General features: G+C 61.9%; 15 protein-coding genes and 2 pseudogenes. 14 read left to right on the top strand and 3 right to left on the bottom strand.

What is annotated here, in order from left to right:
• Positions 1-12 precede the first annotated feature (12 nt).
• From FZ934_RS00065 to FZ934_RS00055, 3 genes are read left to right on the top strand one after another with little or no spacing between them, the layout of a single operon-like run.
• Positions 13-279, top strand: coding sequence for a DUF6460 domain-containing protein (locus FZ934_RS00065; protein ID WP_113364311.1), 267 nt, complete (start codon positions 13-15; stop codon positions 277-279).
• A 1-nt stretch (position 280) separates the two neighbouring features.
• Positions 281-778, top strand: a complete 498-nt coding sequence (locus tag FZ934_RS00060; protein ID WP_153269392.1) for a CAP domain-containing protein — start codon at positions 281-283, stop codon at positions 776-778.
• A gap of 33 nt (positions 779-811) precedes the next feature.
• Complete coding sequence (locus FZ934_RS00055) at positions 812-2,158, top strand: MATE family efflux transporter (protein WP_153269391.1); 1,347 nt, start codon at positions 812-814, stop codon at positions 2,156-2,158.
• On the opposite strand, the gene FZ934_RS00050 is transcribed toward FZ934_RS00055, so the two are convergent.
• Both FZ934_RS00050 and FZ934_RS00045 read right to left on the bottom strand, forming a co-directional pair.
• Positions 2,134-3,222 (bottom strand): quinone-dependent dihydroorotate dehydrogenase, encoded by a 1,089-nt coding sequence (locus FZ934_RS00050; protein ID WP_153269390.1) that lies wholly within the window; start codon positions 3,220-3,222, stop codon positions 2,134-2,136. The two genes, FZ934_RS00055 and FZ934_RS00050, sit on opposite strands and share 25 nt — an antisense overlap.
• The gene (locus FZ934_RS00045) at positions 3,219-3,572 is read right to left on the bottom strand and encodes a DUF952 domain-containing protein (protein ID WP_153269389.1); all 354 of its coding nucleotides are present in this window, start codon (positions 3,570-3,572) and stop codon (positions 3,219-3,221) included. The genes FZ934_RS00050 and FZ934_RS00045 overlap by 4 nt, the downstream gene beginning before the upstream one ends.
• A 107-nt stretch (positions 3,573-3,679) precedes the next feature.
• On the opposite strand from FZ934_RS00045, the pseudogene FZ934_RS00040 reads away from it, so the two are divergent.
• The 5 genes and pseudogenes from FZ934_RS00040 (at position 3,680) to FZ934_RS00020 (ending at position 6,796) form a co-directional block, all read left to right on the top strand.
• Positions 3,680-4,077 (top strand): annotated as a pseudogene (locus FZ934_RS00040) (hypothetical protein).
• 89 nt (positions 4,078-4,166) lie between these two features.
• Entirely contained in the window at positions 4,167-4,814 is a 648-nt protein-coding gene (locus tag FZ934_RS00035; protein WP_153269388.1) for a response regulator, read from the top strand.
• 104 nt (positions 4,815-4,918) lie between these two features.
• Entirely contained in the window at positions 4,919-5,584 is a 666-nt protein-coding gene (locus FZ934_RS00030; RefSeq protein WP_153269387.1) for a S24 family peptidase, read from the top strand.
• Between the two features lie 11 nt (positions 5,585-5,595).
• The gene (locus FZ934_RS00025; protein ID WP_153269386.1) at positions 5,596-6,330 is read left to right on the top strand and encodes a thermonuclease family protein; all 735 of its coding nucleotides are present in this window, start codon (positions 5,596-5,598) and stop codon (positions 6,328-6,330) included.
• A 52-nt stretch (positions 6,331-6,382) separates the two neighbouring features.
• The gene (locus FZ934_RS00020) at positions 6,383-6,796 is read left to right on the top strand and encodes a tellurite resistance TerB family protein (protein ID WP_153269385.1); all 414 of its coding nucleotides are present in this window, start codon (positions 6,383-6,385) and stop codon (positions 6,794-6,796) included.
• A 14-nt stretch (positions 6,797-6,810) separates the two neighbouring features.
• Here the strand turns inward: FZ934_RS00020 and FZ934_RS00015 are convergent, their stop codons facing one another.
• Complete coding sequence (locus tag FZ934_RS00015) at positions 6,811-7,602, bottom strand: transporter substrate-binding domain-containing protein (RefSeq protein WP_153272321.1); 792 nt, start codon at positions 7,600-7,602, stop codon at positions 6,811-6,813.
• Between the two features lie 141 nt (positions 7,603-7,743).
• Between FZ934_RS00015 and FZ934_RS27960 the strand changes: the two genes are divergently transcribed.
• From FZ934_RS27960 to FZ934_RS27940, 6 genes and pseudogenes are all read left to right on the top strand, one after another.
• Positions 7,744-8,058, top strand: coding sequence for a hypothetical protein (locus FZ934_RS27960; RefSeq protein WP_246737819.1), 315 nt, complete (start codon positions 7,744-7,746; stop codon positions 8,056-8,058).
• Entirely contained in the window at positions 8,055-8,903 is an 849-nt protein-coding gene (locus tag FZ934_RS27955; RefSeq protein WP_246737818.1) for a glycosyltransferase, read from the top strand. The genes FZ934_RS27960 and FZ934_RS27955 overlap by 4 nt, the downstream gene beginning before the upstream one ends.
• Positions 8,900-9,190 (top strand): hypothetical protein, encoded by a 291-nt coding sequence (locus tag FZ934_RS28490; RefSeq protein WP_348649090.1) that lies wholly within the window; start codon positions 8,900-8,902, stop codon positions 9,188-9,190. The genes FZ934_RS27955 and FZ934_RS28490 overlap by 4 nt, the downstream gene beginning before the upstream one ends.
• Positions 9,103-9,306, top strand: a complete 204-nt coding sequence (locus FZ934_RS28485) for a glycosyltransferase family 2 protein (protein ID WP_348649074.1) — start codon at positions 9,103-9,105, stop codon at positions 9,304-9,306. Before FZ934_RS28490 ends, FZ934_RS28485 begins: the two co-directional genes overlap by 88 nt.
• A gap of 8 nt (positions 9,307-9,314) precedes the next feature.
• Positions 9,315-9,695, top strand: a complete 381-nt coding sequence (locus FZ934_RS27945; protein WP_246737817.1) for a hypothetical protein — start codon at positions 9,315-9,317, stop codon at positions 9,693-9,695.
• A gap of 204 nt (positions 9,696-9,899) precedes the next feature.
• Positions 9,900-11,914, top strand: a pseudogene (locus tag FZ934_RS27940) (methyl-accepting chemotaxis protein).
• Positions 11,915-11,995: the final 81 nt, after the last annotated feature.

Here is an 11,995-nt window from a genome sequence, read left to right as displayed (position 1 = left end):
AGGAGATGGTGCATGTCCGATCAGGTGAACAAGTTTCTCGGCGACTCGCTCGGCCGTACGTTGGTCAAGCTTTTGGTGGTGTCGCTGATCGTCGGCTTCATCATGGCCGTCTTCGGTTGGGCACCGCTCGATTTCGTCTACGGCGTCCGCAATTTCATTCTGGAAGTCTGGCATCGCGGCTTCTCCGCACTCGGCCGCGTCGGCGACTACCTGCTGCTCGGCGCCACCGTCGTGATCCCGATCTTCCTCGTCATCCGTCTCTTCAGCTATCGCCGGTAACATGACCTCTTTCATTCTCTCACGTCGCGGTCTGCTACGCGTCTCCGGGCTTGCGCTTGTCGCAGGCGTTGCAAGCTGCGCGACCGCGCCGCAAAAGCCCTCGACGCCTTCCGATGGCGAGGACCAGACGGCTGCTGCCTTGCCGCTCGTCAACCAGTTGCGCGCCAAGAATGGCCTGCCTCCGCTCTCGATCGACCCGGCAGCCACGGCTGCCGCCTTGTTCCAGGCCAAGCGTATGGCATCGGCGGGCAAGATGAAGCATGTGATGGGCATCGCCGATGGTTTCGGGCCGCGCGTCAAGGCGAGTGGCGTCCGGCTGCCTGCCGCCGAGAATATCGCCGCCGGTCAACAGTCGGTCCCGGCCGTTGTGACCGCTTGGATCAACTCCCCGCATCATCTGGAAAACATGCTCGGCAGGTATAACGGCATCGGCGTTGCCGTTGCGCACAATCCGGCTTCCAGAAACGTGCCTTACTGGGCAATGGTACTGTCGACCTGAGGCGATTCTTGCCTCATCTGAATAGAGGCAGGCATGGATACCGGCAGTCGCGAAAACGGATTGGCATTCGACGTAACGCACCGGCTGGTGCTGTCGATCGCCATTCCAATGACGCTCGGCTTCATCACGACGCCGCTGCTCGGCCTCGTCGGCACCGGTGTCGTCGGCCACATGGGTCAGCCGGACGCTTTGGCGGGACTGGCGATCGGCGCCATGCTGTTCGATCTTATCCTCGGCAGCTTCAACTTCCTGCGCGCTTCCACGACCGGACTGACGGCTCAGGCGTTCGGACGGCATGACCGACATGCCCAGCAAGGCGTCTTCTGGCGAGCGCTGATCTCGGCACTCGGCTGCGGCGCAGCGCTTCTCTGTCTTTCGCCGCTGCTTCTGGCGGCGGGATTGAAGCTGATGGGACCGGAGAATGCCGTTGCGGCGGCCACCAGCACCTACTTTTCCATCCGCATTCTCGCCGGGCCGGCAGCACTTGCCAACTATGCGATCCTCGGTTTCGTGCTCGGACGCGGCCAGGGGAGCGTCGGCCTGCTGCTGCAAACAATCATCAACGGCACCAACATCGTGCTGGCAATCTTGCTCGGTCTCTGGCTCGACTGGGGCGTGGCTGGCGTCGCCTGGAGCACGATGGTCGGCGAAACGGCGGGGGCAGTTGTTGGCCTGCTCATCGTTCTCAGCGGTTTCGACAGTGCAGAGCGACCAACGCGCGCGGAGATCTTTTCACGGCACCGGCTGGCGGAACTCTTCGCGCTGAACCGCGACATTCTGATCCGAACGTTCGTGCTCCTAGCCGCATTCACACTGATGACGCGGATCGGCACAAGCTTCGGGGCGGTGACGCTGGCGGCCAACGCGGTGCTGATGAACTTCTTCCTGCTGTCAGGATATTATCTCGATGGCCTTGCCAACGCCGCCGAGCAGATCACCGGACGGGCGATCGGGGCGCGCTACCGCCCTGCCTTCGACCGCGGGCTGAAGCTGACGGCACTCTGGTCTTTCGGGCTTGCCGGTATCATTTCCGTATTCTTCCTGCTGGCTGGCCCCTGGCTGATTTCGGTGCTCACCACGTCGCCCGAAGTCCAGCAGGCAGCCGAAGCCTATCTTCCCTGGGCCGCCGTCACCGGGTTGACGGGCGCGCTGGCCTTCCTGATGGACGGCGTGTTCATCGGCGCCACATGGTCGACCGACATGCGCAATAGGATGTTGATGTCGTTTGCCGCCTATCTGATCGCGCTCGCAGTCTTCGTGCCGCTGTTTCGTAACCATGGCCTATGGCTGGCGATGAACGGCTTTTTGCTTTTTCGCGGCGTATTCCTGGCGATGCTCGTCAGGCCGCGGGCAGATCAGACGTTCCGGGCCGCCCAGTAGTCCGTCTTCGTGTCCCTGAGGTCGCGGATTGACTTGACCTGCTCCCGATCAAGCAGCTTCGAGAGGCCGCGAACGATCGTTCCCGGCAGGCCCGGGCCTTCGTAGACCATGCAGGAATAGAGCTGCACAAGATCGGCACCGGCCTTGATCTTCTCCAGCGCCGTTTCGGCTGATGAAACGCCGCCGACGCCGATGATCGGCATAGCACTGCCGACGCGCTTGCGCATTCTGGCGAGAACAGCAGTCGATTTGTCGAAGAGCGGCTTGCCGGACAGTCCTCCCGCCTCCTTCGCCTGACGCTGATCGCTTAGACCCTCGCGCGACAGCGTGGTGTTCGAAACGATCAGGCCATCCAGAGCGTGCGACAACGCTTCGGCAGCGATGTCGTCCATGCCTTCTTCCGTGAGATCGGGCGCGATCTTCAGGAAGACCGGGATCTTTCTGCCTGCCTTCTCGGCTTCGGCGTCGCGGGCGGCAAGCACTGCCGACAAGAGAGCTGCCAGGCTTTCGCGCGCCTGGAGATCGCGCAGGCCGGGCGTGTTTGGCGACGAGATGTTGGCGGTGAAATAGCGCGCCACGGAGTAGAAGCGGCGGATGCCGAGGACATAATCGCCGATGCGATCTTCGCTATCCTTGTTGGCACCGATGTTCACGCCGATCATGCCGTTGCCGCGAATGCCCGACAGCCGCGCCAAGGCAGCGTCATGGCCTTCATTGTTGAAGCCGAGGCGGTTGATGACGCCCTCATCCTCGACCAGTCTGAAGATGCGGGGACGCGGATTGCCGGGCTGCGGCTTCGGCGTCACGGTGCCGATCTCGGTGAAGCCGAAACCGATCCTCAGCAGTGCTTCCGGAACTTCAGCATTTTTGTCGTAGCCGGCTGCCATGCCAATCGGATTGATAAAATCGAGCCCGGCAACGGTCTGCCGCAGGCGTGGATCCGGCGCGATCCGGCAGGCCGGCACCGCACCTGTTTTCAGCGCGGCAATCGACATGCCGTGCGCGGTTTCAGGGTCGAAGAGAAAAAGACCCTTGCGGGCGGCGTGCTTGAAAAGATCGATCATGGTGCAAGGTCCGGAAAAATATGCTGGCCGGCGACATCGAGGGGAAGCGGCGCCTCCCACAGCACGGCCGACAGTGGCAGCTCCGCATAGAGATGCGGGAAGAGAGCGCCGCCGCGCGATGGCTCGAAGACGAGCTCGTCGCCGAACTTGCCGCTGTCGACGGCAACGAGCATCAACCCGGTCTGGCCGGCGAAATAGAGCGCCGCCGTCTGCTTGACCTGTGTGGCTGTCGAGAAGTGGATATAGCCGTCCGTGAGGTCGATCGTAGCCCCGCGAAAAACACCGGCGGCCTTCGCCTCCTGCCAGAGCGTTTCCGTCACGATCTTGTAAAGCGTGGGTGTCAGGGTCATGATGGCCTCAGAATGGCTGGTCTTTCCGGGCTTTGCCGCAAAGCGACGGCGATGTCCACGCCTCGCCGCGAAAAATGCGGCAGCCACCGAGATTTCCGGAGGAAACCATGAGAAATATCGCAATCGGCCTTTTCATTCTTCTTCTGCCGCTCGGCGCTTATGCCGCCGAGGCGGACACGTCGCGGTTCCAACTCGAGCGTAGCGGCGACCATTTCGTGCGGCTCGACAAGCAGACAGGCGCGATGTCGCTCTACGAGGAGAAGGACGGCGCGCTCGTCTGCCGCATGGCCGCCGATGAGCGCGCTGCCTACGAACAGGAACTCGACCGGCTTTCGGCCCGCGTCACGGCGCTTGAGAACAAGAGCATTGTCAACAAGGCGCTGCCTCGGACGCCGAAATCGACCGCTCGATCGGCATCATGGAGCGCTGGATGCGCAGCTTCATGGGGATAGTGAAGGAATTCCAAAGTGAAGACCAACGCAATGCCCTTCCGCAAAAGACCTGATTTGATATAGTCAGATCGGAATTGAGGCATGGAGCGTATAGGGAGTACGCGCCATGCGGGGCAATCGAGCTCTTGGGAGGGAGTGATCGATGCAGGAACAGACAATCATCATCGCCGACGATCACCCGCTTTTTCGGGATGCGCTTCGCCAGGCGGTGATCGGTATGGAAGGCCATCCTGATATCGTCGAAGCCGGCGATTTCGCCGCTGCCCGAATGGCGGCCGGCACACATCCAGACGCCGAGCTGATGCTGCTCGATCTTTCGATGCCCGGCGTCAGCGGCTTTTCCGGCCTGATGGCGCTGCGCTCCGAGTTTACCGGCCTGCCGATCGTCATCATTTCCGCAACGGACGACGCGACGACCATCCGTCGCGCCCTTGAACTCGGCGCATCCGGGTTCATCTCGAAATCATCTGGCATCGAGGACATCCGCCACGGCATCCAGACGGTTCTTGCCGGCGATATCGCCACGCCCGAAAGCTATCGCGACGGACAGGAACAGGATCCTGATGTCGCCGACCTGATCCACCGGCTGCATACGCTCACGCCACAGCAGAGCCGCGTGCTGACGATGCTGGCAGAAGGCTTGCTGAACAAGCAGATCGCGTATGAGCTCGGTGTTTCCGAGGCTACGATCAAGGCGCATGTCTCAGCCATCCTGCTCAAGCTGAATGTCGACAGCCGCACACAGGCCGTGATCCAGCTCGGCAAGATCAACATGGCGCTCGTCGCCTGAGAGGAAGAGGATTTTATTCCTCTCGTCTCTTTACTCCCGTAAAGCTTGCAGCTAATATTTCAGCGGATTGAAATATCTCCGCATGCAGGCGCACGGATTGAAACATGCTGTCACACGAGCAGATCTGGGGAGCGATCGACAGGCTTGCCGAACGGCATGACCTGACGCCGTCAGGTCTTGCCCGACGTGCAGGCCTCGACCCGACCTCGTTCAACAAATCCAAGCGACTTTCTGCCGATGGACGTCTTCGTTGGCCATCAACGGAATCAATTGCCAAGGTACTGGATGCGACAGGCGCCAGCATGGAGCAGTTTCTGACCTTCATGCGGCCCGCCAAAGGCTTTTCCTCCCTCCCCGAGGGTGCGTTTCCGCCGCAGGGCAGCTCCATTCCCCTTCTCGGCTTTGCGCAGGCGGGTGCCGGCGGCTTCTTCGACGACGGCGGTTTTCCGGCCGGACAGGGCTGGGATGTCGTCGAGTTTCCCGCCGCGCCATCGCAGAAGGCTGGCGTCTATGCGCTGGAAGTCCAGGGCGAAAGCATGATGCCACTTTATCGCGACGGTGACGTGCTGATCGTCGAGCCAGGCGCCCAGGTTCGCCGCAACGACCGCGTCGTCGTCAAGACGCGTGAGGGCGAGGTGATGGCGAAGGTGCTGCTGCGCCAGAGCCCGCGTTCGATAGAGCTGATGTCGCTGAACCCTGAGCATCCGAACCGGACGATCGAGCTTTCCGACGTAGACTGGATTGCCCGTATCATCTGGGCGAGCCAATAGGAAAATCTTCCATGCGTCCTGCGACAATACTCACGTCTGTTGCGGGGATCGGGATTGTGGTCGCACTGATCGCCACCGGTGGCCAGCGTCTGCGGACCGATACGCAGCAAACGGCGGCGGCCGACGATGAAGCAACTTCACCCCCGCTTATGGAAGCAGCGCCTGCCCCGACCACCGATCCCGCCGCCAGCATGAACGCCCGGCCCATCGATGACGCAAGCCAGTTCTACCCGGCCAGCGTCGATGGAAAACCGTTGGAACGCGTGGCTGCGGCAATCCCGGAAACGCCGAAAGTGAAAGCGGACAACGGCGTTGATCTACCGCGTCCCGTTGCCGAGAGCGCCGGCATTCTCGGCTTCGGCGACCGTCGTCTGCAGCTTGCGGGGATAGAAGCGACACCTTCAGACAAGGTCTGCAATGGCACCGACGGAGGAGAATGGCCTTGCGGCATGCTGGCGAAGACCAATTTCCGGCTGTTTCTGCGGTTGCGCACGGTGCATTGCGACCTCGACAACGCGAGCTGGAGCGGAACAACAAGCGCATCGTGCAAGATCGGCGCGCAGGACATTTCGCGATGGCTGGTGGAAAACGGCTGGGCCGCACCGTCGGAGGGTTCGTCCCTGGCGGACATCGGAAAGACTGCGAAGGACGAGAAGAAAGGGATCTATGGCGATGATCCGCGCAAGGGCGATCCGCTGACACCAGCGACGGAACCACTGCCGGAAGGGCCGTCCGATCCCTTGTAATGCCGCCGGCCACTCCCTAAACTCTGTGTCCAACAGAGAGGACCTTTCCCGCATGAACAAGCCGCTTTCGCCCCACGACGCACTGATCTACGTGATGGTGATGGCCTCCGCCGTCGACAGCACGATGAATGATCGCGAGATGGAAAGAATCGGCCAGTTGATCGGCTTTCTGCCGGTCTTCAGAGGTTTCGACGACGACAAGCTTATTTCGGTGGCCCGCGACTGCGCCGCCCTTCTCGCTGGACCCGAGGGGCTCGACATCGTGCTCGAAACCGTCAAGGACACGCTGCCGGTCCGCCTCTACGACACGGCCTATGCGCTTGCCGTGGAAGTCGCTTCGGCAGATCTTTCCGTCAAGGCCGAGGAACTGCGCCTGCTCAGCCTGCTTCGCGATCGCTTCGGTCTGGACAAGCTCACTTGCGCCGCCATCGAACGCAGCGCGATCGCACGCTTCCGCAAGGGCTGATCAGCCGTTTCCGCTCAATAGAGGCCGTAAGGGAAATAACGCAGGTAGATTTCCTGGAGACGGCCGCTGCGTGACAACGCGGCCAGCGCATGGTCGAAGGCCGCTCGCAAGACATCGTCCTTCTGGCGCAGCATGATCGTCATGCCCTCACCGAGAAAGCGTTCCGAGGTGTAGGGGCCATCGAAGAGTGCGCAGCAATTGCCTGAGGCCTGCGACGCCACCCAGAAGGAAAGCTGCAGGGAATCTGCAAAGGCTGCCTCCACCTTGCCATCCTTCAATGCGGTGAGCAGCGCCTCCTTGCTGTCAAACGCCACGGCCTTCACCTTGGGGAAATAGGCAGCCAGCATCGCTTCGTGAACCGTCGCCTTCACGACGCCAACCGGTCGGTCCGCGAGGGCAGCGGCGCTTTCCCCCTGAAGCGGCGCCTTCAGATTGCGCGCAAAGCGAGCTGGCAGCATCAGGTACGGACGTGAAAAGGCAAACTGACTGCGCAGCTGCTCGCTGACCGCAACACCCGCGATCACGGCATCACCCTGCGAAGCCGCGAGCGCGTCCTTCAGGTCCGCGAACGGCAGAGCCTGGATCTGGCACTTGTCGGCAATCTCCAGTTCGGCGCAGATCTCGCGAGCGAGATCGACGTTGAAGCCGGAGAGCTTGCCGTTCTGATCCATGAAATTGAATGGCGGAAAATCGACCGAGGTCAGGAAGCGAAGGCGTACCAGCGCAGACAGATCGGGCTTGGCCAATCGCTCCCTGGAATCAAAGAGGAGCGGCAAGGATGGCGCCGATTGCTGCGCAAGCAGCATTTTAGGGGTGAGAAATGCAACCACTGACAGCCATAAGAGAAAAACCCCTTAAGATTGAGAGATGCCGGTTTTTTCGCACCATTATGATCCGCCTCGGGGATGAACATGCACTGCCACAACTAACGACGGTGTATCAGAGTCATGCGTATCGGGGAATATGCGCTGGGTGGGCTGGAAGCCGACCAGGCAGCGCCGCACACTATCGCTATAGCGTCTCGCGACCAGCCCGCTCCGCAAAGGGCGGCGTTCGATTCGTTCCAGGTGGAAATCGATGCGCTGCTCAGGTTCGGCATCGGGAAGCCGATCATCGCACGCGCAGCGATCGCCGCTCGGAACAATGGTACGACCGTAGAGCGTGAACTGCTTGCAAGCGGCACGGTCGATCCCGACAGTTACTATGCCGGCTTGGCGCGAGCGTTGAGGCTCTCGTTTCTTCCGCCATCGACGCTCCGTTGATCGCCGACAGCAAGACGCTGGACACGCAGCTGATCGATGCGCGCATGGTCAGGCTCAACCATGTCAGCGGCGCCGTTCTGGCAATCGTGCCCGAGATCTCGAAACTCGACGAGATCGCCGCATTCATGCGCGACCGCCCGACGCTCTCGGAGCGAACCGTCATCACGACACCCTCGGCACTGCGGCAGGCCGTCTGGCGCTGCGGCGCCGAGCGTCGCGTCAAGGAGAGCGCCCGACACCTGTTCGATACACGAGCCGGGTTCAGCGCGCGGATCGTGCTTTCAGGCAAGCAGGGTTTTCTGGCAGGGCTCGGCCTCTGTGCCGCAGCCGCCGCCTTTGCGTCCGGTGTAGCGACCGGGCTCATCGTGCACTTGACCGTCTCAATGATCTACATGGGGGCAATTCTGCTGCGTGCGCTCGCTCTTGGCCATACGCGCAAATCGGCAGCCATACCGCAGACAACCGACCGACTGCCGGTCTATACGGTGCTCGTTGCCCTCTACAAGGAGGCCGAAGTCGCCGGCCAGCTTGTGGCGGCTCTCAAACGGCTGAACTGGCCGGCCTCAAAGCTCGACATCAAGCTCATCTGCGAAGCCGACGATCACCCGACCATTGCCGCCCTGCGGGCCGAGGAGCTCGGACCGCAATTCGAAATCGTCGAGGTGCCGGCGATGCAGCCGCGCACCAAGCCCAAGGCGCTCAACTATGCTCTGGCCGCCGTGCGCGGCGAGTTTCTCGTCATCTACGACGCGGAAGATAGACCGCATCCGGATCAGTTGCGCGCCGCACACGCCGAGTTCGTGGCAAGTCCGCTGACGTCGTCTGCCTGCAGGCGCCGCTTGTGACCACCAACGGAAGCGCCTCCTGGATCACCGCCTCCTTCGCGCTCGAATATGCCGCGCTGTTTCGCATGCTGCTGCCGATGCTGGCGAGCTACCGCCTGCCGATGCCGCTTGGCGGCACGTCGAACCATCTGCGCGTCACGGAGCTGAAGCAGCAGGCGGATGGGATCCGCACAACGTCACCGAGGACGCTGACCTCGGCATGCGGCTCTGCCGGCTCGGATACCGCTGCGGCGTCATCGACTGCCCGACGTATGAAGACGCGCCGACGACGGCGAAGGTCTGGCTGAACCAGCGGACCCGCTGGTTCAAGGGCTGGCTGCAGACCTGGCTTGTCATGATGCGTTCGCCGCTCGTGCTCCTGAAGGAGATGGGACGCGGGCATTCACCGTTTTCCAGTTGCTGATCGGTGGGATGCTGATCTCCTCCCTCGCCCATCCTTGGCTCATCGTCCTGTTGATGACAACCGCCACCTATCTGCTGCTCGGCTTTCCGCCACCCGGCAGCACCGAACAAATTCTTTTCACGCTCGACATCGCCAACACGATAATGAGCTACAGCCTGTTCTACCTGCTCGGTCGGCGCGCGATGCTTCGGGATGAACGACAGCAGATCGGCCGGCGCTGGCTGGCGGTTCCCGTCTACTGGCTGATGATCTCGCTTGCGGCCTGGCGCGCAGCCCTTGAGCTTCCCTTCAAGCCGTTTTTCTGGAGCAAGACGCCGCACCTGCCGACCGTTACAAAAGGCAAGTTGCATCCCGCTCGGTTCCATTCAGCCAAAAGCGGAAACGCTTAAAAATTTCGTTGGACATCCCTCGGCCGTTAGGTCCGCATTAAGCAATATCGACTCTATTCGAGACCGACGACGCCGGCCCTTTTCTGACCGCGACGCATGATGCGCATGTCGAGCCACTCCAGGCATTTCCCTGCCCCTTCAGATCGCCCTTCTCGTTTTCAAAAATGCCAGTTCAGCGCAACGCTGGACCTCAAGTGGATCTCCATGCTGAAACATCTCAAAATCCGCACCAAGATCATATCGGTCGTCGCACTTCTTGGCCTGATCTCGATCGGCGGCCTCGTCTATACCGTCAGCGAATTCCGTGGCGCCGACGCCGCCTACAGCGCCTTCATCGACCATGAAGCGCTCGCCGCCATGCAGGCTTCGCGCGCCAGCGCGTCAGCCAATGCCGCCGTGCTGCAGGCAACCTTCATTGTCAACCTGACGCCTGACACGCCGGAATTCAACGCGGCCCTCGCAGCACCGAACAGGTTCACCCAGGCTCGTGAGCGCCTGCAGCAGTCCGCCCAGCTTGTCCCGAGCCGCAAGCCGGCCACCGACGAGCTTATCGCAAGCGTGGACGAGATGGAGACGCTGGCCGCCAAAGCCACTCAGCTCGCGCAGGCAAAGGACAAGCCGGGCGCACTTGCTGTCGTCGCTGATCTGAACGCCAAGCTCAATCTCGCAACGCCGAAGCTGATCGCCAACAACGATGCGCTGATGTCGCTTCTCAACGATGGCGGCGACGAACTCTCGGCCAACGTCAACGGACGCATCGATCTCTGTTTCGCGCTGATCGGCATCGCCGTCCTCGGCGCGATCGGATTGAGCGTATGGATCGCGCAGGCCGGCATCTCCTCGCCTATGGCGAAGCTGCGCGAACGCATGACGCGTCTTGCCAAGGGCGAGACGGCAAGCCCGATCGACGGGCTCGATCGCCGCGACGAAATCGGCCAGATGGCGGAAGCCGTTGCCGTATTCCGCGACAATGCGATCGAACGCGGCCGCCTCGAAAACGAGGCAGAGCGAAACCGCAATCTCGGCGACAGCGAACGGCGCGAGCGCGAGGCGCAAAAAGCCACGGAAGCGGCTGACCTGTCGCGCGCCGTTGGCGCCCTTGGCGATGGTCTCCGTCGCCTGGCCGCAGGCGACCTCGCATCGCAGATCAACACGCCGTTCGTCGGCGATCTCGACGCACTGCGTCAGGACTTCAACAACTCGGTCTACAGGCTGAACGAAACCATGCAGACCGTTGGCACCAACGCCCGCGCGATCATGGCCGGCTCAAGCGAAATCCGTGCGGCCGCCGACGAACTCGCCAAGCGCACCGAACAGCAGGCAGCCTCCGTCGAGGAGACCGCCGCTGCGCTGGAAGAGATCACAACGACGGTCAAGGACGCTGCCAAGCGCGCAGAGGAAGCTCGCTCGCTGGTCGCCAGGACGCGGAACGGCGCCGAGAAATCCGGCAATGTCGTGCGCAAGGGGTCGATGCGATGCAGCAGATCGAGCAATCTTCTGTCGAGATCGGCAATATCATCGGTGTCATCGACGACATCGCCTTCCAGACGAACCTGCTGGCGCTCAACGCCGGGGTCGAGGCCGCGCGTGCCGGCGAGGCGGGCAAGGGTTTTGCCGTTGTCGCGCAGGAAGTGCGTGAACTGGCGCAGCGCTCGGCCAATGCCGCCAAGGAGATCAAGTCACTGATCACGACCTCAAGCGACCACGTCCAATCCGGCGTTTCGCTCGTCGGTGAAACCGGCAAGGCGCTGGACGAGATCGTCCACGAGGTGCAGGAGATCAACCAGCATGTCAACGCGATTGCGGAAGCCGCACGCGAGCAATCGACCGGCCTTCAGGAAATCAACACCGCCGTCAACACCATGGATCAGGGCACGCAGCAGAATGCCGCAATGGTCGAAGAGAGCACGGCTGCCAGCCACAGGCTCGCGACCGAAGCGGCAACGCTCGGCAATCTGCTTGATCAGTTCAAGCTGACTGGTACCGGTGGCATGGCAACAAACTTCGTACCGACGAGCGCGCGCTCTGCGCCTGCTCAGGTAGCCACTGCTCCACGGCCGGCCACCCAGCCAGTCGTCACCCGCAAGGCGCCGGTCCGCGTCGCGACACCCGGCGTTTCGCGACCATCCTCCTCGCCAGCGCGTGCGCTTGGCCAGAAGCTCGCAAGCGCCTTCGGCAGCGCCGAGCCCAGCAAGGATGCAGACTGGACGGAATTCTGATCGCATCATCGTAGATGCATAAATGAAATGGGCGGCCAGTGGCCGCCCATGTTTCGTTCAGCAGGAGCCGAATATGATGTC

This window comes from Rhizobium grahamii (genome assembly GCF_009498215.1).
GTDB classification, from domain to species: domain Bacteria; phylum Pseudomonadota; class Alphaproteobacteria; order Rhizobiales; family Rhizobiaceae; genus Rhizobium; species Rhizobium grahamii_A.
Note: the sequence above shows the minus strand (reverse complement) of the source record. Positions and strands in the feature narration are given on the sequence as shown.

Coding starts and splice junctions, on each gene's coding strand:
- FZ934_RS00065 (WP_113364311.1), top strand. CDS start 13: ATGTCCGATCAGGTGAACAAGTTTCTCGGCGACTCGCTCGGCCGTACG.
- FZ934_RS00060 (WP_153269392.1), top strand. CDS start 281: ATGACCTCTTTCATTCTCTCACGTCGCGGTCTGCTACGCGTCTCCGGG.
- FZ934_RS00055 (WP_153269391.1), top strand. CDS start 812: ATGGATACCGGCAGTCGCGAAAACGGATTGGCATTCGACGTAACGCAC.
- FZ934_RS00050 (WP_153269390.1), bottom strand. CDS start 3,222: ATGATCGATCTTTTCAAGCACGCCGCCCGCAAGGGTCTTTTTCTCTTC.
- FZ934_RS00045 (WP_153269389.1), bottom strand. CDS start 3,572: ATGACCCTGACACCCACGCTTTACAAGATCGTGACGGAAACGCTCTGG.
- FZ934_RS00035 (WP_153269388.1), top strand. CDS start 4,167: ATGCAGGAACAGACAATCATCATCGCCGACGATCACCCGCTTTTTCGG.
- FZ934_RS00030 (WP_153269387.1), top strand. CDS start 4,919: ATGCTGTCACACGAGCAGATCTGGGGAGCGATCGACAGGCTTGCCGAA.
- FZ934_RS00025 (WP_153269386.1), top strand. CDS start 5,596: ATGCGTCCTGCGACAATACTCACGTCTGTTGCGGGGATCGGGATTGTG.
- FZ934_RS00020 (WP_153269385.1), top strand. CDS start 6,383: ATGAACAAGCCGCTTTCGCCCCACGACGCACTGATCTACGTGATGGTG.
- FZ934_RS00015 (WP_153272321.1), bottom strand. CDS start 7,602: ATGCTGCTTGCGCAGCAATCGGCGCCATCCTTGCCGCTCCTCTTTGAT.
- FZ934_RS27960 (WP_246737819.1), top strand. CDS start 7,744: ATGCGTATCGGGGAATATGCGCTGGGTGGGCTGGAAGCCGACCAGGCA.
- FZ934_RS28485 (WP_348649074.1), top strand. CDS start 9,103: ATGCGGCTCTGCCGGCTCGGATACCGCTGCGGCGTCATCGACTGCCCG.
- FZ934_RS27945 (WP_246737817.1), top strand. CDS start 9,315: ATGCTGATCTCCTCCCTCGCCCATCCTTGGCTCATCGTCCTGTTGATG.